The organism is Nocardioides kribbensis (assembly GCF_015070375.1).
Lineage (GTDB): Bacteria > Actinomycetota > Actinomycetes > Propionibacteriales > Nocardioidaceae > Nocardioides > Nocardioides kribbensis.
In genome coordinates this window covers 79,068-103,940 of sequence record NZ_JADCLL010000003.1, presented here as the reverse complement: position 1 = coordinate 103,940, position 24,873 = coordinate 79,068, and the positions used below count along the sequence as shown (strand labels likewise).

Below are 24,873 nucleotides of genomic sequence, written 5' to 3'. Positions count from 1 at the left end.
GGCGGTGACCACCGCCCCGACGGCGCTAACCTTGTCCGGTGGCGGACTGGAAGCGCGGGCTCAGGAGCGTGCTCTACCCGGCCTACGAGGCGCGGGTGCTGCGGCGCATGCCCGCCAACCTGCCCCAGCACGTCGGGGTGATGCTCGACGGCAACCGTCGCTGGGCCCGCGCCGTGGGCCGCGACACCGCCCACGGCCACCGCGCCGGGGCCGCCAACATCGAGCCGCTGCTCGGCTGGTGCGACGAGGTCGGCATCGGCGTCGTCACCCTGTGGCTGCTCTCCACCGACAACCTCAACCGGCCGCCCGACGAGCTCGAGCCGCTGCTGGAGATCATCGAGGAGGCCGTGGCCTCCCTGGCCGACCAGCAGCGCTGGCGGCTGCACCCGGTGGGGGCGCTCGACCTGCTGCCGGCGGCCACCGCGGAGCGGCTCAAGGCGGCGCAGGAGGCCACGCGCGAGGTCGACGGCATGCTGGTCAACGTCGCCGTGGGCTACGGCGGACGGCGCGAGATCGCCGACGCCGTGCGCTCGCTGCTGCTCGAGCACGCCGAGCGCGGGACCTCGCTGGAGGAGCTCGCGGCCCAGCTGGAGGTCGACCACATCTCCGCCCACCTCTACACCAAGGGCCAGCCCGACCCCGACCTCGTCATCCGCACGAGCGGCGAGCAGCGGCTCGGCGGCTTCCTGCTGTGGCAGAGCGCGAAGTCGGAGTTCTACTTCTGCGAGGCCTACTGGCCCGACTTCCGCCGCGTCGACTTCCTGCGCGCGATCCGCGCCTACGCCCTGCGCGACCGCCGCCACGGCTCCTGAGCCCGACCTGCCCGACGCCCGCCCGGCGGCGACGTCGGGGCGCCTGCGCGGAAGCCTGTCCCAGCCCGGTGACGTTCACGAGCGCGTCACGGCGTGTTGCCTCGAAACCGGTCGGCGGGGGGCTACTTTCGCAAGCATCGGCGGGTGGGGAAGCCCGCCGTACCAGGAGGCCCGATCGTGCTCACCCACGACTGCACCACGCACGGCTCCTCGCCGTGCGCGGACGGAGGCGGGCACTCCCGCCTGCGGGTTCCTTCCCGGTCCATCCGTGTGAAGTAGGACCGCGGCGAGGAGTGCGCGCGGCGGTCCGTGAGGGGTGTCCCGTGCCGTCTCAGGCCCAGCAGTCGCAGCAGTCCCCCGGATCCACCCGCACCCGCCGCAAGGCCCCCGCCCGCGCCGCGGCGCCGGCGGTGCGCACCTACGTGCTCGACACCAGCGTCCTGCTGGCCGACCCCGGCGCCCTCAAGCGCTTCGCCGAGCACGAGGTGGTGCTCCCCGTCGTGGTCATCACCGAGCTCGAGGGCAAGCGTCACCACCCCGAGCTGGGCTACTTCGCCCGCACCGCCCTGCGCACGCTCGACGAGCTGCGCATCCTCCACGGCCGCCTCGACGAGCCGGTGCCGGTGGGGGAGGAGGGCGGCACCCTGCGCGTCGAGCTCAACCACACCGACGCCAGCTCGCTGCCCTCGGGCTTCCGCCTCGGCGACAACGACACCCGCATCCTCGCCGTCGCCCACAACCTCGCCACCGAGGGCCTCGCGGTCACCCTGGTCTCCAAGGACCTGCCGCTGCGGATCAAGGCCTCGGCGGTCGGGCTCGACGCGCAGGAGTACCGCGCGGAGGCGATCAGCGACTCCGACACCGGCTACTCCGGCATGGCCGAGCTGGAGGTCGCGGCCGGCGACCTCGACGAGCTCTACGACGACGGTGTCGTCGACCTCGACGCCGCCCGCGACCTGCCGTGCCACCAGGGTCTCGTGCTGCTCTCCGACCGCGGCTCCGCGCTCGGCCGCGTCGGACCCGACAAGCAGGTCCACCTCGTGCGCGGCGACCGGGAGGCGTTCGGCGTCCACGGCCGGTCCGCGGAGCAGCGGATCGCGCTGGAGATGCTCCTCGACCCCGAGGTGGGCATCGTGTCGCTCGGCGGCCGCGCCGGCACCGGCAAGTCGGCCATGGCGCTGTGCGCGGGGCTCGAGGCGGTGCTCGAGCGCGGCCAGCACAAGAAGGTCGTGGTCTTCCGCCCGCTCTTCGCCGTGGGGGGCCAGGAGCTCGGCTACCTGCCCGGGTCGGAGTCGGAGAAGATGTCGCCCTGGGGCCAGGCGGTCTTCGACACCCTCGGCGCGATGACCTCGCGCGACGTCATCGACGAGATCCTCGACCGCGGCATGCTCGAGGTGCTCCCGCTGACCCACATCCGCGGCCGCTCGCTGCACGACGCCTTCGTCATCGTCGACGAGGCGCAGTCGCTCGAGCGCAACGTGCTGCTCACGGTGCTCTCCCGCATCGGGGCCAACTCCAAGGTCGTCCTCACCCACGACGTCGCGCAGCGCGACAACCTGCGGGTCGGGCGCCACGACGGGGTCGTGGCGGTGATCGAGAAGCTCAAGGGCCACCCGCTCTTCGCCCACGTCACGCTGACGCGCTCCGAGCGCTCGCCCATCGCCGCACTGGTCACCGAGATGCTGGAGAACGTCGCGCTCTAGCCCGGACCCTGCAGCTCCGGCCCTCGGCCTCCCACCGGCCCCGCCCACCCCCGGGCGGGGCCGGTGGGGCGGCACGGCACTGCTGTGACGGGTGTGACGAGACCCGCACCATCTTTGTCCACCGGTGTGGCGGTTCGGTTTGCGTGCCCCTGGATGGTCATGCAAGGTGGACGGCGTTCGTCACTCGTGATCCACCGGGGCAGACCGCCCGATCGCGTGACCAGAGCATCGGCCCGTGTCGTCTACCCGTGAGTCCATCGCCTTGTCGAAGCACGTGAAGTACGTCCCGAAGCACCGCTCGGCTCCCGCGCCCTCGCGCGTGACCCAGGTGCCCCGCCAGGCCCTGCGCAGCACCGTGGTCCTCTCCTCGCTGGCCGTCGCGGCCACCGGCGTGAGCGTCGCCGGCGGCGTGGTCGGGTCCGACCCGGCCGTGAGCGCCGCCGACTCCGTGAGCGCCGACGCCGCCTCGCCGGTCGCGGCGGCGGTCGACCCCGACGACGCGACCACCGGCGTCGAGCTGGTCACCGGCAGCGCCGTGCTCGAGGAGCGCCAGCCCGCCGTGTCGCGCTCCGCCGACCGCCGCGTCGCCAGCGACCCGGCCAAGGTCGCTGCGCTCTCGGCCGACGAGGGCCCGGCGCTGACCCGCACCGAGGACATCGCCGACCTCGACCCGCGCTCGATCGCGCAGTCGCTGATGGGCGAGTTCGGCTTCTCCTCCGACCAGTTCGGCTGCCTCGACTCGCTGTGGACGCGCGAGTCGAACTGGACCGTCAACGCCGACAACCCGACGTCCTCGGCCTACGGCATCCCGCAGGCGCTGCCCGGCGAGAAGATGGCCTCCGCCGGCGCCGACTGGGCCACCAACCCCGCCACGCAGATCCGGTGGGGGCTGGGCTACATCCAGGACCGCTACGGCAGCCCCTGCGGCGCCTGGGCCCACAGTGAGAGCGTCGGCTGGTACTGACCGGCGCGTCGACCGTCACCGGTCGACGTCGGGACCGCGGCGCGCTCACGCGTCGTGGAAGAGCTGCACGCCTCGGGCGACTGCCGCGGTCAGCACGCTGTGGGCGCCGAGGACCCCGAGCACCCACCCGGCCGCGGTGAAGACCGGGTCGCCCTCGACGGCGTCGACGAGCAGCGCGCCGAGCACGAGGGCGACCACGCCCAGCACGAGGTGGCCCAGGCCGAGCGACGCGCGGTAGCGGGGGCGGGGCTGCGTCTCGGTCTCCACGCCCGCAATGTAACCGACCCGCAGCGCCGCGCCGCAGCCGCGCACGGCTGCGACGAGGTGGTGCGGCGTTGCGCTCAGCGGCCTTGTGGACGCCGTGCGGGCGGTCGGAGGATCGCAGCAGCGCCGGGTCGCCGACCTGGCCCTGCCCGAGAGGACACACCGTGGTCGACGCTGACACCACCGACGCCACCACCACCGGCCCCCCTGCGGCCATTGCGCAGGCCCTCGCCGACGCCGACCGCGACCTGGGCCGGCTCGACGCCGCCCTGGCCGCGCTCACCGACGGCGACCTGCACCGCGCCCACCGCGACGGTGGCTGGACGGTGGCCCAGGTCGTCTCGCACATCAACATGTGCGCGATCCTGTGGCTCGGCGACATGCGACGCCTCGAGGCCGACCCCGAGCTCGACTTCTTCTTCCGCGAGGAGGTCGGTCACGACCTCACGGGCTACCCGCCGCCCACCATCGACCTCGCCCGTGGGCAGCTGGCACGCACCCGGCGCACCCTGGCCACCGCTGGTGCGGTGGTGCCGGCCGAGCTGCTCGCACGCACCGTCACGATCCCCGACCTCGGCACGATGACGGTCGAGGAGTGGACGCCGCTCATCGTGGGCCACGCCTCCGGCCACACCGAGCAGGCCTTCGAGATCATGCGCGACCGCGGCTTCGCGCCCGAGGGCGTCTGATGCGCGCCGCGGTGCTGACGGGCCTGGAGTCCGTCGAGCTGCAGGAGCGCCCCGAGCCCGAGGCCCGCCCCGGGTGGGTCGTGCTCACGGTCGAGGCGGCGTCGCTGTGCGGCACCGACGTCCACCAGTACGACGGGCGCATCGACACCCCCTTCCCCCGGGTCCCGGGCCACGACTTCTCCGGCCGGGTGCTCAGCGTGGGCGAGGGCGTCGACGAGTCGTGGGTGGGTCGGGCCGTCGCGGTGAAGCCGTCGCTGCCGTGCGGCGACTGCCCCGAGTGCCACACCGACAAGCCCTTCGACTGCAAGAAGAAGAAGCTCATCGGCCTGTGGTCCGACGGCTGCCTCACCGAGCGGATCGCCGTGCCCGTGGTGAACCTCATCCCGCGTCCCGACGGCGTCGAGGCCTGGCAGGCCGCGCTGCTGGAGCCGCTGGCCGTGGGTCTCAACACCGTCGACCGGCTGCGGATCGTGCTGGGCGAGAGCGTGGTCGTGCTCGGGCAGGGCCCGATCGGGCTCGCGCTGACCCGCCTCTGCGCGCTCTCGGGCGCCGGCCGGCTGATCGTCACCGACGCCCGGGAGGCGCCCTTCGCGGTGTCGCGGGCCTACGGCGCGAGCGACTGCATCGACGTCACCCGGACCGACGCGACCCAGGCGATCCTCGACCTCACCGACGGGGTGGGCGCCGACATCGTCATCGAGACCAGCGGCTTCCCGGCGTCGTCGGCGATGGTGCTCGACGCGGTGCGCAAGGAGGGCAAGGTGGCGCACATCGGCTGGGCCAACGACCTTCCCCCGCTGCCGGTCATCCCGATCATGGCCAAGACCCTCACGGTCTACGGCGTGGGCGGCAACGGTGGGCGCGGGCAGTACGAGCGCAGCCTCGAGCTGGTGCGCTCCGGGCGCATCGACCTCGACCCCGTGGTGACGCACCGCTTCGGCCTGGACCAGATCGAGGAGGCCTTCGCGACCGCGGCCTCGAAGAGCGACGGTGCGATCAAGGTCGTCGTCACGCCCTGACCCGCACTGCTGTCGCCAGCGCCACGGCCGCGCCGCCCCGTGACCCTCGGGGCGGCGCGGCCGTGGGGCGCGCTCAGCCCGCGGCGCGCTTGTAGGGGTCGGGCGGGAACCAGCCGCGGTCGACCACGGCCTGCGACCACCCCGAGAGCCGCTCCAGGAGACCGTCGAGGTCGTCGCCCAGCGCCTCGACGACCCGCTGCTCGCCACGGTCGGTGGCCTCCTCGACCTCCTCGCGCAGCGCGCGGCCGGCCTCGGTCAGGCGTCCGTCGGCCACCAGGCCGCGGTCGGTGAGCGAGGCGGTCGCCGCCTCCATCTCCTCCGGTGACCACCCGCGGCTCGCGGTGTAGGCCAGCGGCTCCCAGCCCACCCACAGCTCGGTCAGCACGTTGGCCTCCACGCCGTCGAGGCCGGCGCCGGCGAGCGCCGCCAGGTGCCCGTCGCCGCGGTGCTCGCGCAGCAGGTTGCAGCCGTGCCACAGCCGGGCCAGGCGGTCCTCGGGCCAGCCGGCCCCGAGCAGCCCGGCGAACATCGGCCGCCCCGGCAGCGGCGCGGCCGCGACCGCCCGCTCCAGCAGCGCCAGGACCTCGTCGAGACCGTCGGGGTCCTCGCCCAGCACGGCGGCCAGGGCCGCCGAGGACCCTGCGGCGCGGGCGGCGCGCATCTGCGCCAGCGGCAGCGCGGCGCGCCCGGCGTCGTAGAGCCCGCTCACCAGTCCGGGCTCGAAGACCCCGAAGGACGACACCGCGACCATGGCCTCCGGCTCGCCGAGGCTGCTGGAGCGGCCCCACACGTAGCCGAGCAGGAAGTCGAGGCCGTGCGCGGCGTAGGCGTCGTAGGCCGGCTCGCTCCAGTAGCAGACCGCGGCCAGCGGCTCGATGGTGTCGCGCAGGCGGCGGGCGGGGGTGCTCCACCCGACGTCGTGGGTGGTGCCCTCGCGGGGCGTGAAGAAGGCGGCTCGGGCCTCGGCGTAGTCCATGACGTGATGATGACCACAGCGGGGGGCGCTCGGCCATGCCTGGGGGCCAGGTGTGCACGGATCGGTCAGGTGGGTGCGCAGGCCGGATAGTGACCCCGCGGGGGCCCGACCAGACTGCGGGAGGACGCACCGTCCGGCGGTGCGTCCTGCCGTCCCGACCACGCGGCCGCGAGGCCGCTCGGAAGAAGGAGCCCGCGTGACCGGCGCCCCCCGCACCCCCGTCGAGCTGGTCGAGGTCGGCCCGCGCGACGGCCTGCAGAACGAGGACCGCGCGCTCCCCGTCGAGACCCGGGTGGCCCTGGTCGAGCGGCTGCTCGACCTCGGGCTGCGGCGACTGGAGGTCGCCAGCTTCGTGCGCCCCGACCGGGTGCCGCAGATGGCAGGGGCCGAGGAGCTCCTCGCCGCCCTGCCCGACCGCAGCGACGCGACGTACGTCGGGCTGGTGCTGAACCGCCGCGGGGCCGAGCGCGCGGTGCTCACCGGCTGTCACGAGCTCAACATGGTGGTGCCGGTGACCGACACCTTCGCTGTGCGCAACCAGGGCGCCGACACCGCGGCCCTGCTCGAGCAGGCCCGCGACGTCGTGAGGATCGGCCACGAGGCGGGCCGCACGGTCTCGGTCACCCTGGCCGTGGCCTTCGGGTGCCCCTTCGAGGGCGACGTGCCCGCCGCGCGCTGGCGTGACGTCGTCGACCGTGCCCTCGACCTGGGCGCCGACGAGCTCGCGCTGGCCGACACGGTCGGTGTCGGCGTGCCCACGCAGGTCGAGGAGCTGGGCTCCCACGTGGCGCAGGACGCGCGTGCCGCCGGGCTGCGCTTCCACTTCCACAACACCCGCAACACCGGCTACGCCAACGCCTGGGCGGCCACCGGGCTGGCGCTGCGCGAGGGCGCGAGCGTGGCCCTCGACGCCTCGATCGGCGGCTTCGGCGGCTGCCCGTTCGCGCCGGCCGCCACCGGCAACATCGCCACCGAGGACCTGGCCTGGCTGCTGCGGCGAGGCGGGGTGGACGTGACGGGGCCGGCCCGGCTCGACCAGCCGGCCGCGGCCGAGGTCGCGCGGTGGCTCTCGGAGCGGCTCGACAGCCCCGTGCAGGGCCTGCTCGTGCCCGCCGGCGACTTCGGCGGCCCGGCATGAGCGCCGCAGGACCCGACCGCGAACGGCCCCTGGCCGGCCTGCGGGTCGTGGAGCTGGGCAACTTCATCGCCGCGCCCACCGCCGGGCGGCTACTGGCCGACTTCGGCGCCGAGGTGGTCAAGATCGAGCGCCCGCGCACCGGCGACGAGCTGCGCAACTGGCGCCTCTACGCCGGCGACACCTCGATGCTCTACCGCACCATCAACCGCGGGAAGCTCTCCGTCGAGCTCGACCTGCGCACGCAGGAGGGGCGCGACACCGTGCTCGACCTCGTCGCCCGCTCCGACGCCCTGGTGGAGAACTTCCGCCCGGGCACGCTCGACCGGTGGGGCCTGGACGCCGCGACCCTGGAGCGGGTCAACCCCGAGCTCGTGGTGGCCCGTGTCTCCGCCTTCGGCCAGACCGGGCCGCTGTCGGCGCGGCCGGGCTTCGCGGCGGTCGCGGAGGCCTTCGGTGGCATGCGCGAGCTGGTCGGGGAAGCCGACCGTCCACCGGCACGGGTCGGGGTCTCGATCGGCGACTCCATCGCCGGCCTCTACGCCGCCTTCGGCGTCGTGATGTCGCTCTTCGACCGCGAGCAGCGCCGCCGGCTGGCCGCGCCCCCGGTGGGCCCTGCCGCGCGCCACATCGACGTCGCCCTGCACGAGGCCGTGTTCTCGATGATGGAGTCGCTGGTGCCCGACTACAGCGCCCACGACGTGCTCCGCGAGCGCACGGGCGGTCGCATGGAGGGCATCGCCCCCTCCAACGCCTACCGGTGCGCCGACGGCCAGTCGGTGGTCGTGGCCGGCAACGCCGACGGCATCTTCGGGCGCTACATGCGCGCCATCGGCCGTCCCGACCTCGCCGAGGACCCCGGGCTCGCGCGCAACGCCCAGCGCTGGGAGCGCCGCGAGGAGCTCGACGGGGCCATCGAGGCGTGGACCGGCACCCTCGACCGGGCCGAGGTCCTCGCGCGCCTCGAGGAGGCGGGCGTGCCCGCGGGGCCGATCTACCAGGCCGACGACATCGTGGCCGACGAGCAGTACCTCGCCCGCGACATGGTGCAGTGGCGCCCCGTCGACGTCGGCGGCACCACCCGCGAGGTCGCCTTCCCGGGGATCGTGCCCGTGCTCGGCGAGCGCTCCCTGCCGCTGGGCCAGGTCGGCCCCGACCTCGGCGAGCACACCCACCAGGTCGTCGCGGGCCTGCTCGGGCGACCCTGCCCGTGCCGCGCGTGCGCCCCCGAGGCAGAGTGCGACCCGGCCGACCCCGCCACCGGACCCCAGGAGACAGCGTGACCAGCACCCCCGAGCAGGCGACCCAGCCCACGAGCGGCGCCGGCGCGGCCACCGGCGACGTGGACGTCGACACCCTGCGACAGGTCTCCCAGCGCGTGCTGTGGCTGGCCAGCGCCATCGTCGACGCCGCCAACCGCGGCCGTCCCAACGACACCGGGGTCAAGGTGGGCGGCCACCAGTCGTCGTCGGCCTCGATGGTCGACATCATGGTGGCGCTGTGGTTCCACGGTCTCGACCACCGTGACCGCGTCTCGGTCAAGCCGCACGCCTCCCCGGTGCTCCACGCGGTCAACCACCTCCTCGGCGACCTCGACGCCTCCTACCTGCCGACCCTGCGCGAGCGCGGCGGGCTCCAGGCCTACCCGTCGCGCTCCAAGGACCCCGACACCGTCGACTTCTCCACCGGCTCGGTCGGCATCGGTGCCACCGCCACGCTGTGGGCGGCGATGGCCCACCGCTACGTGCGCTCGCAGTTCCCCGGCTCGACCCCCGAGGCGGGCCGCTTCATCAGCCTGCTCGGCGACGCGGAGCTCGACGAGGGCGCGATCTGGGAGGCCGTGGCCGACCCGCAGGTCGCCAGCCTGGGCGAGCTGCTGTGGGTGGTCGACCTCAACCGGCAGTCCCTCGACCGGGTCGTGCCCGACATCCAGATCCAGCGGCTCGCGGCGATGTTCGAGGCGGCCGGCTGGCAGGTGGTGACCCTCAAGTGGGGCCGCCGCATCGGCGAGCTCTTCGCCCGCCCCGGCGGCGAGGCGCTGCGCCGGCGCATGGAGTCGATGCCCAACGAGGAGTACCAGCGACTGCTGCGCGCCGACTCCTCCGAGCTGGCCGCACGCGTGCTGGGCGACCAGGGCGACCAGGACGACCCCGCGCTGCGCGAGCTGCTCGCCGCGGTGCCCGCGGCCGAGCTGTCGGCGGCCGTGCGCGACCTGGGCGGCCACGACCTCGGGCTGCTCGTCGACACCTTCGCGGCGGTCGACGACCACCGGCCCACCGTGGTCTTCGCCTACACCGTCAAGGGACGCGGCCTGCCCACCGAGGGCCACCCCAACAACCACTCCGTGCTGCTCAACGCCACCCAGATGCAGGCCCTCGCGGAGGCCTCCGGCACCTCCCTGGACGACCCGTGGGTCGGCTTCGCCCCCGACTCGCCCGCCGGTCGCCTCGCCGCCCGCCGCGCGGCCGACCTGGCGAGGCCGGCGGTCTCCGAGGTGGGCCGGCTCAGCGTGCCCGCCGAGCTCGGCCACGAGCACCGCAAGCCCGTCTCGACGCAGGCCGCCCTCGGCCGGCTGCTGGCCGACCTGGTGCGCGACGCGCCCGAGACCGCCGCCCGGGTCGTCACCTGCAGCCCCGACGTCGCCTCGTCGACCAACCTCGGCGGCTGGATCAACAAGACCGGCGTGTGGTCGGTGGCCGAGCGGCGCGACTGGTTCGCCGACGACGCCGAGCGGCTGCTGCGCTGGTCGGAGTCGCAGAGCGGCCAGCACATCGAGCTGGGCATCGCGGAGGTCAACACCGTCGGCCTGCTCGGCGAGCTCGGCGCCACCTGGTCGCGCTGGGGCGAGCGGCTGATCCCCATCGGCACCTTCTACGACCCCTTCGTCGGGCGCGCGCTCGAGCCGTGGTCCTTCGGCCTCTACGCCGGCGGCCAGTCGATCCTCGTCGGCACCCCGTCGGGGGTCACGCTGGCGCCCGAGGGCGGCGCCCACCAGTCGGTGTCGACCCCCTCGATCGGCCTCGAGCAGCCGGGCTGCGTGGCCTGGGAGCCGGCCTTCGCCCACGACCTGGAGTGGTGCGTGCTGCGTGCCATGGACCAGGTCGGACGCCCCGACGGCACCTCGGCCTACCTCCGCCTCTCGACCCGCCCGGTCGACCCGGCGCTGGCGCGGGTGCCGGAGGACCCGGAGGGCCGCGAGCGGCGTCGCCGCCAGGCCGTCTCCGGCGGCTACCGCATCACCGACCACGACCCCGCCACCGAGCAGGTGACCCTCGTCGGCGTCGGTGCGGTCATGCCCGAGGTGCTCGCCGCCGCCGCCCGGCTGGGCGAGCGCGGGATCGTGGCCGGCGTGGTCTGCCTGACCAGCCCCGACCTGGTCTGGCGCTCCTTCCAGCAGCGTGGCGACCGCGAGGGCGGCACCGGCTCGGGCGTGCTCGACCTGCTGCTCCCGCCGGGCCACCCCGCTCCGCTGGTCACCGTGCTCGACGGCCACCCCCACACCCTGGCCTTCCTCGCCGGCGCGCGCGGCGACCGGATGCGCTGCCTCGGGGTGTCGCAGTTCGGGCAGTCCACGAGCCTGCCCGACGCCTACGCCCTCCACGGGATCGACGTCACGAGCATCGCCTCGGCGGCGCTCGACCTCCTGGGCCGCTGAGGGGCCCCGAGCGGTCCGCCCCGGGGCGGGCCGCTCGGGGGGCGGCTACACCGCCTCGCCTACGATGCGTGACGACGGTCACGGGGCGGTTCCCCGGCCGGGGAGGGACGACGTGGGCGACTACCTGACCAGCGCTCCGGTGGTGCACACCACGAGCTTCGAGGAGGCACGGGAGGCCGTCACGTCGGTGTACCTGCCGCACCGCCTCGAGGGCGGCAGCGACGTGCTCGACATGCGTCTCAACGCCGTCACCGACCGTCACCTCACGCTGGGCTACCTCACCTACCAGGCCGAGACCGAGCTGTGGATGCCGCCGACCGACGTGTGCTACCACGTCAACCTCGACCTCGTCGGGGAGACCTGGGCCTCGCGCGGTGGCCGGTCGAGCGCCCACACCCGGCCCCGGCGCGGCGGCACGGTGCTCACCCCCGACGTGCAGACCACGGTGCGGTGGTCCCACGACGCCGAGCAGCTCATCCTCAAGATCTCGCGGGCGGGCCTGGAGTCGCACCTGGCCGACCTGCTGGGCCGTCCGGTGGTCGACGTCGTCGCCTTCGACCTCTTCCTCGACCTCGAGTCGGCGGCCGGGCAGTCGCTGCTGCGCTCGGTGCAGTTCCTGGCCACCGAGCTCGACCGGCCCGGTGGGCTCGCCGACAGCCCGCTGGCCCGCCGCCAGCTGGAGTCCTACGTGCTGACCCAGCTGCTGCTGGCCGGGCGCCACCAGTACACCGACGACCTCACCGGTCGCGACGACCGCGCCCGGCTGGGACGGCTGGCGCCCGTCGTACGCCACATCGAGGAGCACGCCCACGAGGCGCTGACCCCCGAGGTGCTCGCCCGGGTGGGCTGCGTGAGCGTCCGCACGCTGCACGCCGCCTTCCAGGAGCAGCTGGGCGAGTCGCCCATGGCCCACGTGCGCCGGGTGCGCCTGGCCAAGGTGCGCGCCGAGCTGCTGGCCAGCGACCCGCTGGAGACCCGCGTCACCGACGTGGCCACGCGCTGGGGCTTCTTCCACCAGTCGCGCTTCGCCCAGCAGTACCGCGCGCAGTTCGACGAGCTGCCCAGCGCCACCCTGCAGCGCTGAGCCCGCACGTGGGCGCTGCGCTGAGCGGCCGGGGGCGGGCGCGCAACGGATAGTCGGCCCGCCGCCGGGCCGCCTAGCGTCGTGACGACGGCCGGCGTCGGAGCCGGCCCCCGACCACGGGAGTCCACGTGAGCGAGTCCGGCGACCTCGAGACCTTCCAGCTCTTCATCGACGGCGAGCGGGTCGACGCCCTGTCGGGCCGCACCTTCGAGTCGACCAACCCCTACACCGGCCGCCCCTGGGCCGTCGTGGCCGACGGCGGGCCGGAGGACGTCGACCGGGCCGTGGCCTCCGCACGCGCGGCCTTCGAGGGCGAGTGGGGGGCGCGCAGCGGCTTCGAGCGCGCTGCGGTCATGCGCGACATCGCCGCCGCGATCACCGCCAACGCCGAGCGACTCGCGCTGCTGGAGGTGCGCGACTCGGGCAAGCTCATGCGGGAGATGCGCGGCCAGCTCAAGGGCCTCGGCGCGTGGTACCTCTACTTCTCCGGCCTGGCCGACAAGCTGGAGGGCAAGACCGTGCCGGCGCTCGCGCCGCAGACCTACTTCGGCTACACCGTGCGCGAGCCGGTCGGCGTCGTCGGCGCGATCACGCCCTGGAACAGCCCCCTGCTGCTGCTCACCTTCAAGCTCGCGCCGCTGCTCGCCGCCGGGTGCACCGCGGTGGTCAAGCCCTCCGAGCACGCCCCGGCCTCGACCGTGGCCTTCGCCGAGGTGCTCCACGAGGCCGGCCTGCCCGCCGGGGTGCTCAACGTCGTCACCGGCTGGGACCGCTCCACCGGCGAGCGCCTGGCCGCCCACCCGGGCGTGGACAAGGTGGCCTTCACCGGCTCCACCGCGACCGGGGCGAAGGTGGCCCAGGCCGCCGTGGCCAACATCAACAAGGTCACCCTCGAGCTGGGCGGCAAGTCGCCCCAGGTCGTCTTCGCCGACGCCGACCTCGACGCGGCGGCCAACGGCCTGGTGGCCGGGGTCTTCGCGGCCACCGGCCAGACCTGCATGGCCGGCTCCCGCCTGATCGTGCACGAGTCGGTCAAGGACGAGCTCGTCGCCAAGGTCGTGGCTCGCGCCGAGAGCATCGTGCAGGGCGACCCCACCGACGCCGGCACCGAGATGGGCCCGGTCGCCAACCGCCCGCAGTACGAGAAGGTGCTGGGCTACCTCGACGGCGCCCGCGAGGAGGGCTGGACCATCGCCACCGGCGGCGGTCCCAACGACGACCTCGGCGGTCTCTTCGTGCGCCCCACGGTGGTCGTCGCCGAGCCCGAGGCGACCATCGTGCGCGAGGAGGTGTTCGGACCCGTGCTGTCGGCCTACACCTTCACCGACGAGGACGAGGCCGTGCGCCTGGCCAACGACACCCCCTACGGCCTGGCCGGTGCGGTGTGGACCAAGGACGTGCACCGCGCCCACCGGGTGGCCGGCAGGCTGCGGGCCGGCACGGTGTGGATCAACGCCTACCGCGTCGTGGCGCCCAACATGCCCTTCGGCGGCTTCGGGATGTCGGGCATCGGTCGGGAGAACGGCAGCGACGCCGTGGGGGAGTACCTCGAGGACAAGTCGGTCTTCGTGGAGCTCACCGGCGGCACCCGCGACCCCTTCCAGCTGGGCTGACCCGCGCCCGGCGGGCTCGCCCGCCGGGCTCAGGGGTGCGTCATCGACTCCACGTCGAGGGCCTCGTCGAGCTGGGCCTCGGTGAGCTCGCCACGCTCGAGGAAGCCCATCGCGACGACGGTCTCGCGGATGGTGGCGCCGTCGGCGAGGGCCCGCTTGGCGACCGCCGCGGCGGCCTCGTAGCCGATGTGCTTGTTGAGCGGGGTCACCACGGAGGGCGAGGACTCGGCGTAGCCGCGCATGCGCCCGGCGTCGGCGGTGACGCCGTCGACGCAGCGACGCGCCAGCAGGGTCGAGGAGGTGGCGAGCAGGCGCACCGACTCCAGCAGGTTGCGCGCGATCACCGGCATCGCGACATTGAGCTCGAAGGAGCCGCTGGCGCCGGCCACGGTGACGGTGGTGTCGTTGCCGATGACCTGGGCGCAGACCATGAGCGTGGCCTCGGGCAGGACCGGGTTGACCTTGCCGGGCATGATGCTCGAGCCGGGCTGGAGGTCGGGCAGGTGGATCTCCGCCAGCCCCGTGGTCGGCCCCGAGGACATCCAGCGCAGGTCGTTGCAGATCTTGGTCAGGCCCACGGCGTAGGTGCGCAGCACCCCGGACAGCTCGACGAGGGAGTCGCGGGTGCCCTGGGCCTCGAAGTGGTCGCGGGCCTCGGTGAAGGGCTGCCCGGTCTGCTCGCCGAGCAGCGCGATGGCGCGCTGCGGGAAGCCCTGCGGGGTGTTGATGCCGGTGCCGACGGCCGTGCCGCCCAGCGGCAGCTCGCGCACCCGGGGGAGCACCGACTCCAGCCGCTCCGCGGCGTAGCGCACGGTGGCGGCGTAGCCGCCGAGCTCCTGACCGAGCATCACCGGGGTGGCGTCCATGAGGTGGGTGCGCCCCGACTTCACCAGCCCGGCGAACTCCACGGCCTTGGCCTCCAGGGAGGAGGCCAGCACGTCGAGGGCGGGCAGCAGGTCCTCGGTGACGGCCAGGGTGGCCGCCACGTGGATCGCGGTCGGGAAGGTGTCGTTGCTCGACTGGCTGGCGTTGACGTGGTCGTTGGGGTGCACCTCGACGCCCGCGCGGGCGGCCAGCGAGGCGATCACCTCGTTGGCGTTCATGTTGGAGCTGGTGCCGGAGCCGGTCTGGAAGACGTCGACGGGGAAGGCCTCGACGTGGGCGCCGGCGGCGACCTCGTCGGCGGCGGCCGCGATGGCGGCGGCCTGCTCCTCGGGCAGGATGCCGAGTGCGGCGTTGGCACGCGCCGCGGCCGCCTTGACCTGGCCGATGGCCGCGACCAACCGCGGCTCGATCGGCGTGCCGCTGATCGGGAAGTTCTCCACCGCACGCTGGGTCTGGGCCCGCCACAGCGCGTCGCGCGGCACCTCCACCTCGCCCATGCTGTCGTGCTCGACCCGCGTCGGCGGGCCGTCGGAGGCCGGGGAGGTGGAGGTGGGGGAGCCGGGGTGGTCGGTGGGGTGGTCGGAGTCGCTCACACCTGGGACGGTACCCGCGAGACGTAGAGCCAGTACGTCTCCTCGCGCTCCTGCAGGCGCACGGGGAAGGGGCGCGCCTCGACCTCGCCCAGCACCGCGCGCATCGTCTCCTCCAGGCGCGGGGAGGCGTCGGCCGACCACACCACCAGCACCCCGCCGGAGCGCAGCACGCTGCGGGCCCGGTCGAGGAACGGCGCCTGGTAGAGCGAGGCGTTGGCGTCGTGCACGAGGTGGTCGGGTCCGTTGTCGACGTCGAGCAGCAGCAGGTCGTACGACGCGGGGCGCGCCTCGGCGAGGGCGACCGCGACGTCGGCCACCACCACGTGGGCCCGGGCGTCGGCCATCAGCGCGGGGCCGTGCGGCACGGTGCCGTCGCGCATCCAGGCGACCAGCGCCTCCTCGACCTCGACCACCGCGCACCGCTCGACCCGGGGGTCGGCCAGCACCTCGTGCATCGTGTAGCCCAGGCCCAGACCACCGACGACGACGTCGCGCGGGTCCTCGCACAGCTCCAGCGCGGCACGGGCCAGCGCCCGCTCGGTGTGCACCTCCACGGTGTCCATGACGAAGACGCCGTTGGCGCGCAGCTCCAGCGCCCGCGAGCCGTCGTCGCCGCGGCGCTCGCGCAGCACGAGCTCGCCGCGCGCGCTCTCGGCGCGGGCGACCTCGACGTGGTGGACCTCGACGGGACCGGCTCCGGGCTGCACCCCGTCATCCTCGCCCATCGCCGGACGCGACGTCACCCGGGCGTCACACGGCCGTCACGCGGGGCTCAGGTCGCTCTCAGTCGGGCTCCCTACGGTGGTGGAAACGTCAACTACCAACCCCCGCCCCCTTCTGGAGGAACCCCCATGTCGACCGTTCTCGGGAACCGTCTGCCCCCCGCCGCGCAGGACGTCGTGCTCCTGATCGCCCGCCTGCTGCTCGGCGCCGTGCTCATCGCCCACGGCTGGCAGAAGCTCGTCGACCAGGGCGTGGGCGCCACGGCCGACGGCTTCGCCCAGCTGGGCATCCCCGCCCCCACGGCCGCGGCCGTCTTCGCGATCGTGGCCGAGCTCGGCGGCGGCGTCCTGCTCGTGCTCGGGCTGCTCACGCCGGTCGCCGGCCTGCTGGTGGCGGCCACGATGGCCGGCGCGTGGTGGTTCGTGCACCGCGGCAGCGGCCTCTTCGCCGCCGAGGGCGGCTGGGAGCTCGTGGCCGCGCTCGGGCTCGGCGCGCTCGTGCTCGGTGTCGTGCCGGGGCGGCTCGCCCTCGACCACGTGCTCGCCGGCCGGGGCGCACGCCGCGAGCCCGTCGCGGCCTGACCCGTCCACCGGGCCGGCGCGCCCACCCTTTGGGACCGGATCGGCCCTGGGACCCCCGGTGGGCTCGGGGCCGGGCCCGCTGCGCAGTACGTTCGAGACGGTCGGACCCGCCGACCGCGAGGAGGACCGATGAGCGACCACGAGGCCGGCACCGGCCAGGGATCCCAGCACGCGACGCCGAAGCCCGACGCCGCCGACTCGAAGCTCTACACCGAGCACGACCCGGAGCGCGCCGCGGAGAAGGACAACGCCCACGAGCGCCCCGGCCCCGGCGACCAGGACGGCCAGCTCTCCGAGGTCGGCAACCTCGAGGACGCGGGCGACCCGATCATGCCCGACCAGGCCGTCGCCGGCGCCCCCGACGCCGAGAGCGGATCCGTCGACGAGGGGCCTGCGGGACCCAACGCCAACCCCAACGCCGGCGCCCGACGTACCTGAGCGACCCCCGGCGACGCACGACGCCCCCGCACCGGACCGGTGCGGGGGCGTCGTGCGTCGCGGGGGCGGGCTACTCCTGCGAGCGCACCCGCAGGCCGGCGCCCAGCGCGCTCAGCGGCACGGTGACGGCGCCGGAGGGGTCGGTGAAGAAGTCGTTGCCCTTGTCGTCGACGACGATGAAGGCCGGGAAGTCCTCGACCTCGATCTTCCACACCGCCTCCATGCCGAGCTCGGCGTACTCCAGCACCTCCACCGAGGTGATGCAGTCCTGGGCCAGCCGGGCGGCGGGTCCGCCGATGGAGCCGAGGTAGAAGCCGCCGTGGGCCTCGCACGCCTCGGTGACCTGCTTGGAGCGGTTGCCCTTGGCCAGCATCACCTTCGAGCCGCCGGCGGCCTGGAAGGCCTTCACGTAGGAGTCCATCCGCCCGGCGGTGGTGGGACCGAAGGAGCCGGACGCCATGCCGTCGGGGGTCTTGGCGGGGCCTGCGTAGTAGACCGGGTGGTCCTTGAGGTACTGCGGCATCTCCTCACCGGCGTCGAGGCGCTCCTGGATCTTGGCGTGCGCGATGTCGCGGGCGACGACCAGTGGGCCGGTGAGCGAGAGACGGGTCTTGACCGGGTGGCGGGTGAGCTCGGCGAGGATCTCGTCCATCGGGCGGGTCAGGTCGATGCGCACGACGTCGCCGGCGCCGACGAGGTCCTGCACCTCCGGCTCGGGGAGGTACTGCGCGGGGTCGGTCTCCAGCTGCTCGAGGAAGACGCCCTCGGCGGTGATCTTGCCCAGCGCCTGGCGGTCGGCCGAGCAGGAGACGGCGATCGCGACCGGGCACGAGGCGCCGTGGCGCGGCAGGCGCACGACCCGCACGTCGTGGCAGAAGTACTTGCCGCCGAACTGCGCGCCGATCCCGAAGGACTGGGTCAGCTCGAAGACCTGCTCCTCCAGCTCGAGGTCGCGGAAGCCGTGGGCGCTCATCGAGCCCTCGGTGGGCAGGTTGTCGAGGTAGTGCGCCGAGGCGTACTTGGCGGTCTTGAGCGCGAACTCCGCGCTCGTGCCGCCGATGACCACGGCGAGGTGGTACGGCGGGCACGCGGCGGTGCCGAGGGAGCGGATCTTCTCGTCGAGGAACTCCAGCATCCGCTTCGGGTTGAGGATCGCCTTGGTCTCCTGGAAGAGGAACGACTTGTTGGCCGACCCACCGCCCTTGGCCATGAAGAGGAACTTGTACTCGGGTGACCCGTCGGCGGCGGGCGTGGAGTAGAGCTCGATCTGGGCCGGCAGGTTGCTGCCGGTGTTCTTCTCCTCGTAGGTGGTCAGCGGGGCCAGCTGGGAGTAGCGCAGGTTGAGCCGGGTGTAGGCGTCGAAGACGCCCTGGCTGATGGCCTCGCCGTCGTCGGCGCCGGTGAGCACGCCCTCGGACTTCTTGCCCATGACGATGGCGGTGCCGGTGTCCTGGCACATCGGCAGGACGCCGCCGGCGGAGATGTTGACGTTCTTGAGCAGGTCGAGGGCGACGAAGCGGTCGTTGCCGGAGGCCTCGGGGTCGTCGATGATCTTGCGCAGCTGGGCCAGGTGGGCCGGGCGCAGGTAGTGGCTGATGTCGTGCATCGCCTCGGCGGTCAGCCGCCGGATCGCCTCCGGCTCGACCTGGAGGAAGGTGCGCCCGCCGGCCTCGAAGGTGGAGACCCCCTCGTCGGTCACCAACCGGTAGGGCGTGTCGTCCTTGCCGGTGGGGAGGAGGTCGGAGTACCGGAAGTCGGGTTCGCTGGCCACGGGCCGCAAGGCTACGCCTGGACGCGCCCCCGTGGGTCAGGACCCCGCTCCGCGGTCGACCCCTGGAAGGCGCCCGGGGCGGCTGCTACGGTCGACGGCGTCCACCACGGGAGCTCGCGGCAGCGAGCTGAGAGGGAGCTGAGCCGCTCCGACCGTCGAACCTGATCCGGGTCATGCCGGCGAAGGAAGCGAGGAGCAGCCGTGCTGTCGTCACGTCCCACCACCCGTCGTCCGAGCCCGCCGTCGAGCGCTCCGTCGAGACCCCCGACGACCCAGCCGACCAGGGGGTGTGCCGGGCCTCCGCCCCGCCCGGCCCGGAGGAGCTGACCCGTGCGCGTGCGGGTGCTCGGCGCGGGGGTCGTCGGCCTGGCCTGCGCCGACGAGCTGGTGCGACGCGGCCACGAGGTCGAGGTCGTCGACCCGGCCCCCGGTGGTGGTGCGTCCTACGCCGCCGCGGGGATGCTCGCGCCCACCGCCGAGGTGTGGCACGGCGAGGAGGCGCTGCTCGACCTCGGCCTGCGCAGCCTCGCGCTGTGGCCGGCCGCCGCCCGCCGCTGGGGGGTCGCGCTGCGCACGGGCGGCACGCTCCTCGTCGGCCGTGACGACGCCGACCTCCAGCAGGTCGAGCGCCAGGCCGCGCTGCTGGCCCGCCTGGGCCGGCCCGTCGACGTCGTGGGCGGCCGCGCCGCCCGCAGCCTGGAGCCGCGGCTCGGCACCGGGATCGCCGGAGCCGCCCTGCTGCCCGACGAGGGAAGCGTCGCCCCGCGCGCGGTCGTGGCCGCCCTGCTCGACCGGCACCGCGCCCGGCTCCTCCCGGCCCCGTCGGCGGCCCCGGCCGACCGCACGGTGGTCGCGACCGGGATCGCCGCGACCGGACTGGTGCGCGGCGTGCGCGGGGAGATCCTGCGGCTGCGCAGCGACGACCCGCCCGAGCGCACGGTGCGCGGGTGGGTCCACGGCGAGCCCGTCTACGTCGTGCCCCGCGCCGACGGCGAGGTGGTCGTCGGCGCGACCAGCGAGGAGCACGACGCGCCCCCGGTGGTCACCGCCGGCGGGGTGCGTCGCCTCCTCGACGCGGCCTGCCGCCTGTTGCCCGGGCTCGACCGCGCCGAGCTGCTCGAGGCGACCGCGCGCGACCGTCCGGCCACGGCCGACAACCTGCCGCTCGTGGGGCCGGCCGGGCCGCGCTGGTCCGCGGGTCGGGCCGGCCGCGGCCACGACCCGGGCACCGGCGGGCGCGAGTCGGAGGGAGCCCGCGACACGGCCACCGACGGCGCTACGGGCACCGACAGCGGTACGGGCACCGACGGCGGTACGGGCACCGACGGCGACACCGTGCTGGCCGTCGGTCTCTTCCGCCACGGCGTGCTGCTCGCTCCGCTCGTGGCCGCGCTGGTGGCCGACCACCTCGACCACGGCCACGTCGAGCCCGCCCTCGACCCGCGCCGCCTCGAGCCGCCGGCCCCGCCGCGCTCCCACCCACCGCACCCCCAACCGGATGGAGACCGCCCATGACCCACGTCGTGCTCAACGGCGAGGCGCGCAGCCTCGACGACACCACCACGCTGGCCGAGCTGCTGGCCCCCACCGGCGCCGGGCGCGGCTGCGCGTTCGCCGTCAACGGCGTCGTCGTGCCCCGTGCGCAGCTGGCGGACCGACGCCTGGCCGACGGCGACGTGGTCGAGGTCGTGACGGCGGTGCAGGGCGGATGAGCGCCGACGACGACCTCGTGGTCGGTGGCGTCGCGCTCGCCTCCCGGCTCCTGCTCGGCACCGGCGGCCTGCCCTCGGTGGCGCTGCTGCCCGCCGTGCTGGCGGCCGCCCGTCCCGGCCTGGTCACGGTGAGCATGCGGCGCACCGGCGCCCAGGGCCCCGGCGGGGTGCTCGACGTGCTCGACCGCGCCGGCGTGCGGGTGCTGCCCAACACCGCCGGCTGCACCACCGCCCGCGAGGCCGTGCTCACCGCGGAGCTGGCCCGCGAGGCGCTCGGCACCGACTGGGTCAAGCTGGAGGTCGTCGGCGACGAGGCCACGCTGATGCCCGACCCCGTCGAGCTGCTCGAGGCCGCCGGGACGCTGGTGCGCTCCGGCTTCACCGTGCTGCCCTACACCACCGACGACGCCGTCGTGGCGCGCCGGCTGGCCGACCTCGGCTGCGCCGCGGTGATGCCGCTGGGCTCGCCCATCGGCTCGGGCCTGGGCGTGCTCAACCCCCACGCCGTCGAGGCCCTGGTCGCCGCCGTCGACGTGCCGGTCGTGCTCGACGCGGGCGTCGGCACCGCCAGCGACGCAGCCCTCGCGCTCGAGCTGGGCTGCGACGCCGTCCTCGCCGCGACCGCCGTGACCCGCGCCGAGGACCCCGTGCGCATGGCGCGCGCCCTGCGGCTGGCCGTCGAGGCCGGTCACGCCGCGCGGCACGCCGGGCGGGTGCCCCGCCGGCGCACCGCCCGGGCCTCCAGCCCCGTCGGGGGCCGGATCGGCGCGGTGTCGTGAGCGCCGTCGGGCAGCCACCCGTGCCGCGTCCTGTGCCGGCACCCGCGCCGTGGCCCGGACCCGGCGGACCGCCGCGCCTGCTGCTGCTCACCGACCGCTCCCAGCTGAGCCTGGGTCGGAGCCTGGTGGGCACCGTCGCGGAGTGCGTGGAGGCCGGCCTGCGCGCGGTGGTCGTGCGCGAGCCCGACCTGCACCCGCGTGCGCGCCACGCGCTCCTGGCCGCGCTCGCCCGGCTGCCCGGCCTGGTGGTGATCTCCTCTCGGCTGCCCGACCCCGCCGCCCACGGCGTGCACCTGGCCGCCCACCAGCGACCCGGCCGCTGGGCGACCTCGGCGGCCGGCCCGGTGGTGGGCCGCTCCTGCCACGCGGTGGGGGAGGTCCGCTCGGCGGCGGCCGAGGGCGCGGCGTACGTCGTGCTGTCGCCGTTCGGCGTCTCGCTGAGCAAGCCCGGCCACCTCCCGCCGCTGCCGCGGACCGCGTACGCCGAGGCGGCGGACGCCGGCGTGCCGGTGCTCGCCCTCGGCGGGATCGGCCGCGACGACGTGGCCGCCGCGCTCGACGCCGGCGCCCACGGGGTGGCCGTGATGGGGGCCGTCATGCGCGCCCGCGACCCCGCCGCCGAGGTGGCCGCCCTCCTGGCTCGCCTGCCCCCCACCCGCCTACCGAGCACTCGCTGCCCAGCCACCTGGGCGTCACGCACCCGGGGGCCCACCACCCGCTTCCCGGCCGCCCACCTCACACCCGCCCGAGCGCCAGCCGCCCGAGCCACCCGCGCGCGCGAGCTGTCACGCCCCGTCGACCGCTCTGCCGGCCCGCCAGCCCCTCCGCTGACCCGTCACGACGGGGCGGTGGACGAGCGAACCGCGCGTGACGACGCGCGGCGCCCGACCCGCCCCGACCTGACCTGACCTGACCCGACCCGACCCGACCCGAGGAGCCCCCCATGACCACCCACCCCGCCCACTCCCGCGTGCTGACCGAGGCCGGCACGCCGGTGACCCGCGTGGCGTTGACCAACGGCGAGACCTTCGACCGCTACTGCACGGCCGGGCCCGGCTGCGACCCCGAGGTCGGCCTCCCGCGGCTGCGCAGCGACTGGATCGCGGCGCGCGGTGACACCGAGACCTACGCCGGACGCGCCCCGCAGCTGCTCGACGACGGCCGCGCCGCTGTGCGTCGCGGGGCCGCGGCCGACGCGTGGCGCGGCGAGACCGCGGCCCCCCGCCGCGCCGTGCCCGGGGCGCGCGTCACGCAGCTGCACTACGCGCGCCGGGGTGAGGTGACCCGGGAGATGGAGTACGTCGCGGCGCGCGAGGGCTGCGACGTCGAGCTGGTGCGCAGCGAGGTCGCCGCGGGCCGCGCGATCATCCCGCTCAACGTCAACCACCCCGAGGCCGAGCCGATGGTCATCGGGCGGCGCTTCCTGGTGAAGGTCAACGCCAACATCGGCAACTCCGCGGTCACCAGCTCGATCGCCGAGGAGGTCGAGAAGCTCACCTGGGCCACCACCTGGGGCGCCGACACGGTGATGGACCTCTCGACCGGCGACGACATCCACACCACGCGCGAGTGGATCGTGCGCAGCTCGCCGGTGCCGATCGGCACCGTGCCGATCTACCAGGCGCTGGAGAAGGTCGGCGGCGAGGCCGACCGGCTGACCTGGGAGGTCTACCGCGACACCGTCGTCGAGCAGTGCGAGCAGGGCGTCGACTACATGACCGTCCACGCCGGGGTGCTGCTGCGCCACGTGCCGCTCACCGCGCGCCGCGTCACCGGCATCGTCAGCCGCGGCGGCTCGATCATGGCCGGCTGGTGCCTGGCCCACCACGAGGAGAACTTCCTCTTCACCCGCTTCGACGAGCTCTGCGGGATCCTCGCCGCCTACGACGTCAGCATCAGCCTGGGCGACGGGCTGCGACCCGGCTCGGTGGCCGACGCCAACGACGAGGCCCAGCTCGCCGAGCTGCGCACGCTGGCCGAGCTCACCACCCGCGCCTGGGAGCACGACGTCCAGGTCATGGTGGAGGGCCCCGGGCACGTGCCGCTGCACCTGGTGGAGGAGAACGTGCGGCTGCAGCAGGAGTGGTGCCACGGCGCGCCCTTCTACACCCTCGGCCCGCTCGCCACCGACGTCGCGCCCGGCTACGACCACATCACCAGCGCCATCGGCGCCGCGGCCATCGCCATGCACGGCACCGCGATGCTCTGCTACGTCACGCCGAAGGAGCACCTCGGCCTGCCCGACCGTGACGACGTCAAGACCGGCGTCATCACCTACAAGCTCGCCGCCCACGCCGCCGACGTCGCCAAGGGCCACCCCGGGGCACGCGACTGGGACGACGCGCTGTCGCGGGCGCGCTTCGAGTTCCGCTGGCACGACCAGTTCGCGCTCTCCCTCGACCCCCGCACCGCCCAGGCCTTCCACGACGAGACCCTGCCGGCGGAGAACGCCAAGACCGCCCACTTCTGCTCGATGTGCGGGCCGAAGTTCTGCTCCATGCGGATCAGCCAGGACGTGCGCGACCGCTTCGGCGACCTCGACCCCGCACTCGACCCCGCCCTCGATCCCGACCTCGACCCGGCGGCTGGCATGGCGCGGATGTCGGCGCAGTTCGTCGAGCTCGGCGGCACGGTCTACGTCGAGGCTCCGACCGGGTCCGCCGCCGAGGAGGGGGCGGCCCGGGTGGACGGCTAGCCCCGCCCGGCCCGCCTAGGCTGGGGCGCATGGATCCCCGTCCCGACCAGGACCCGATGCTGCTGCGGATCTCCGACGCCGAGCGCCACCAGGTGGCCGAGCACCTGCGCCGGGCGGCGGGCGAGGGACGGCTCGACCTCGAGGAGCTCGACGAGCGACTGGAGGCGACCTAGGCCGCCAAGACCTACGCCGACCTGGTGCCCCTGCTGGCCGACCTCCCCGGCCACGGCGGGCTCCCCGTGCTCCCGCCCGCGGCCCCGCGCCCGCCGGCCCACCCGGACCCGGCGTACCCGGCCGCCTCCCAGCCCGGCGCGCTGCCCGCGCCGAGCACCAGCAGCGCGGTGCTCAGCGGGTGCGACCGGAGGGGCGCCTGGCTGGTAGGCCCCACCCACACCGCGTTCGCGCTGATGGGCGGGGTCACCCTCGACCTGCGGCAGGCACAGTTCGCCACCCGCGAGGTCGTCGTCAACGCCTGCGCGATCATGGGCTCGGTCGACCTCACCGTCAACGCCGGCACCCGGGTCGTGGTGGAGGGCACCGGGATCATGGGCAGCTTCGAGGAGGGCCGGGCCAGGACCGAGCCCGACCTGCGCGCGGACTCCCCGGTGGTCCGCGTGCGCGGACTCGCGCTCATGGGGGCGGTCACGGTGGTGCGCAAGCCGATGCCCGGCGAGCCCCGGCGCCGACTGGGCCGCCGGCCGTGAGCACTGCTCGCGCAACCGCTTGCCCTGCTCTAGGGTGACCCGAGTCACTTCACAACGGATCGTCCGGCACGTACCTGC

General features: G+C 74.9%; 24 protein-coding genes and 1 riboswitch. Of the genes, 19 read left to right on the top strand and 5 right to left on the bottom strand.

All coding sequences use genetic code 11. The features are described 5' to 3' along the window. Positions 1 to 38: 38 nt before the first annotated feature. The 3 genes from IR170_RS09440 (at position 39) to IR170_RS09430 (ending at position 3,479) form a co-directional block, all read left to right on the top strand. A complete protein-coding gene (locus IR170_RS09440; RefSeq protein ID WP_056862192.1) occupies positions 39 to 812 on the top strand; it encodes an isoprenyl transferase in 774 nt (257 codons plus the stop codon). 323 nt (positions 813 to 1,135) lie between these two features. Further along, positions 1,136 to 2,515: a PhoH family protein gene (locus IR170_RS09435; RefSeq protein WP_193662203.1), complete on the top strand. Its 1,380-nt coding sequence runs from the start codon at positions 1,136 to 1,138 to the stop codon at positions 2,513 to 2,515. Positions 2,516 to 2,750: 235 nt separating this feature from the next. Then, positions 2,751 to 3,479 carry an aggregation-promoting factor C-terminal-like domain-containing protein gene (locus tag IR170_RS09430; protein WP_319804994.1) on the top strand — a complete coding sequence of 243 codons (729 nt, stop codon included), beginning with the start codon at positions 2,751 to 2,753 and terminating at the stop codon, positions 3,477 to 3,479. 45 nt (positions 3,480 to 3,524) lie between these two features. Here the strand turns inward: IR170_RS09430 and IR170_RS09425 are convergent, their stop codons facing one another. After that, complete coding sequence (locus tag IR170_RS09425) at positions 3,525 to 3,746, bottom strand: hypothetical protein (protein ID WP_193662202.1); 222 nt, start codon at positions 3,744 to 3,746, stop codon at positions 3,525 to 3,527. 161 nt (positions 3,747 to 3,907) lie between these two features. On the opposite strand from IR170_RS09425, the gene IR170_RS09420 reads away from it, so the two are divergent. Continuing rightward, positions 3,908 to 4,432, top strand: coding sequence for a DinB family protein (locus IR170_RS09420; protein WP_193662201.1), 525 nt, complete (start codon positions 3,908 to 3,910; stop codon positions 4,430 to 4,432). Continuing rightward, on the top strand, positions 4,432 to 5,451 hold the full coding sequence (locus IR170_RS09415; protein ID WP_193662200.1) for a zinc-dependent alcohol dehydrogenase: 1,020 nt from the start codon (positions 4,432 to 4,434) through the stop codon (positions 5,449 to 5,451). Before IR170_RS09420 ends, IR170_RS09415 begins: the two co-directional genes overlap by 1 nt. A 73-nt stretch (positions 5,452 to 5,524) precedes the next feature. Here the strand turns inward: IR170_RS09415 and IR170_RS09410 are convergent, their stop codons facing one another. Then, complete coding sequence (locus tag IR170_RS09410) at positions 5,525 to 6,427, bottom strand: SCO6745 family protein (RefSeq protein WP_193662199.1); 903 nt, start codon at positions 6,425 to 6,427, stop codon at positions 5,525 to 5,527. A gap of 196 nt (positions 6,428 to 6,623) precedes the next feature. On the opposite strand from IR170_RS09410, the gene IR170_RS09405 reads away from it, so the two are divergent. From IR170_RS09405 to IR170_RS09385, 5 genes are all read left to right on the top strand, one after another. Continuing rightward, a complete protein-coding gene (locus IR170_RS09405; protein ID WP_193662198.1) occupies positions 6,624 to 7,565 on the top strand; it encodes a hydroxymethylglutaryl-CoA lyase in 942 nt (313 codons plus the stop codon). Next, a complete protein-coding gene (locus tag IR170_RS09400; protein ID WP_193662197.1) occupies positions 7,562 to 8,845 on the top strand; it encodes a CaiB/BaiF CoA transferase family protein in 1,284 nt (427 codons plus the stop codon). The genes IR170_RS09405 and IR170_RS09400 overlap by 4 nt, the downstream gene beginning before the upstream one ends. Beyond that, positions 8,842 to 11,217, top strand: coding sequence for a transketolase-like TK C-terminal-containing protein (locus IR170_RS09395; RefSeq protein ID WP_193662196.1), 2,376 nt, complete (start codon positions 8,842 to 8,844; stop codon positions 11,215 to 11,217). Before IR170_RS09400 ends, IR170_RS09395 begins: the two co-directional genes overlap by 4 nt. A 112-nt stretch (positions 11,218 to 11,329) precedes the next feature. Beyond that, on the top strand, positions 11,330 to 12,301 hold the full coding sequence (locus tag IR170_RS09390) for an AraC family transcriptional regulator (RefSeq protein ID WP_200918911.1): 972 nt from the start codon (positions 11,330 to 11,332) through the stop codon (positions 12,299 to 12,301). 128 nt (positions 12,302 to 12,429) lie between these two features. Further along, on the top strand, positions 12,430 to 13,914 hold the full coding sequence (locus IR170_RS09385) for an aldehyde dehydrogenase (protein ID WP_193662195.1): 1,485 nt from the start codon (positions 12,430 to 12,432) through the stop codon (positions 13,912 to 13,914). 29 nt (positions 13,915 to 13,943) lie between these two features. Here the strand turns inward: IR170_RS09385 and IR170_RS09380 are convergent, their stop codons facing one another. Both IR170_RS09380 and IR170_RS09375 read right to left on the bottom strand, forming a co-directional pair. After that, on the bottom strand, positions 13,944 to 15,392 hold the full coding sequence (locus tag IR170_RS09380; protein WP_319804993.1) for a class II fumarate hydratase: 1,449 nt from the start codon (positions 15,390 to 15,392) through the stop codon (positions 13,944 to 13,946). Next, positions 15,389 to 16,117, bottom strand: coding sequence for a spermine/spermidine synthase domain-containing protein (locus IR170_RS09375; protein ID WP_193662194.1), 729 nt, complete (start codon positions 16,115 to 16,117; stop codon positions 15,389 to 15,391). The genes IR170_RS09380 and IR170_RS09375 overlap by 4 nt, the downstream gene beginning before the upstream one ends. Positions 16,118 to 16,243: 126 nt before the next feature. On the opposite strand from IR170_RS09375, the gene IR170_RS09370 reads away from it, so the two are divergent. Then, a complete protein-coding gene (locus tag IR170_RS09370) occupies positions 16,244 to 16,696 on the top strand; it encodes a DoxX family protein (protein WP_193662193.1) in 453 nt (150 codons plus the stop codon). Between the two features lie 129 nt (positions 16,697 to 16,825). After that, positions 16,826 to 17,134, top strand: a complete 309-nt coding sequence (locus tag IR170_RS09365) for a hypothetical protein (protein WP_193662192.1) — start codon at positions 16,826 to 16,828, stop codon at positions 17,132 to 17,134. A 70-nt stretch (positions 17,135 to 17,204) separates the two neighbouring features. Here IR170_RS09365 and IR170_RS09360 read toward each other — a convergent pair whose 3' ends face one another. Beyond that, complete coding sequence (locus IR170_RS09360) at positions 17,205 to 18,905, bottom strand: fumarate hydratase (RefSeq protein WP_319804992.1); 1,701 nt, start codon at positions 18,903 to 18,905, stop codon at positions 17,205 to 17,207. Between the two features lie 96 nt (positions 18,906 to 19,001). Further along, positions 19,002 to 19,111: riboswitch (TPP riboswitch) on the top strand. 124 nt (positions 19,112 to 19,235) lie between these two features. Between IR170_RS09360 and IR170_RS09355 the strand changes: the two genes are divergently transcribed. From IR170_RS09355 to IR170_RS09330, 7 genes are read left to right on the top strand one after another with little or no spacing between them, the layout of a single operon-like run. Next, positions 19,236 to 20,420 (top strand): FAD-dependent oxidoreductase, encoded by a 1,185-nt coding sequence (locus IR170_RS09355; RefSeq protein WP_193662190.1) that lies wholly within the window; start codon positions 19,236 to 19,238, stop codon positions 20,418 to 20,420. Next, positions 20,417 to 20,617: a sulfur carrier protein ThiS gene (gene thiS / locus IR170_RS09350; protein WP_193662189.1), complete on the top strand. Its 201-nt coding sequence runs from the start codon at positions 20,417 to 20,419 to the stop codon at positions 20,615 to 20,617. Before IR170_RS09355 ends, thiS begins: the two co-directional genes overlap by 4 nt. Beyond that, positions 20,614 to 21,396: a thiazole synthase gene (locus IR170_RS09345; protein ID WP_193662188.1), complete on the top strand. Its 783-nt coding sequence runs from the start codon at positions 20,614 to 20,616 to the stop codon at positions 21,394 to 21,396. Before thiS ends, IR170_RS09345 begins: the two co-directional genes overlap by 4 nt. A 20-nt stretch (positions 21,397 to 21,416) precedes the next feature. Beyond that, positions 21,417 to 22,304 carry a thiamine phosphate synthase gene (locus IR170_RS19450; RefSeq protein ID WP_319804991.1) on the top strand — a complete coding sequence of 296 codons (888 nt, stop codon included), beginning with the start codon at positions 21,417 to 21,419 and terminating at the stop codon, positions 22,302 to 22,304. A 35-nt stretch (positions 22,305 to 22,339) separates the two neighbouring features. Further along, the gene (thiC, locus tag IR170_RS09335) at positions 22,340 to 24,091 is read left to right on the top strand and encodes a phosphomethylpyrimidine synthase ThiC (protein ID WP_193662187.1); all 1,752 of its coding nucleotides are present in this window, start codon (positions 22,340 to 22,342) and stop codon (positions 24,089 to 24,091) included. A 29-nt stretch (positions 24,092 to 24,120) separates the two neighbouring features. Then, positions 24,121 to 24,264, top strand: a complete 144-nt coding sequence (locus IR170_RS19445) for a DUF1707 SHOCT-like domain-containing protein (RefSeq protein ID WP_227488984.1) — start codon at positions 24,121 to 24,123, stop codon at positions 24,262 to 24,264. A gap of 24 nt (positions 24,265 to 24,288) precedes the next feature. Next, a complete protein-coding gene (locus tag IR170_RS09330) occupies positions 24,289 to 24,795 on the top strand; it encodes a hypothetical protein (RefSeq protein WP_227488983.1) in 507 nt (168 codons plus the stop codon). Positions 24,796 to 24,873: the final 78 nt, after the last annotated feature.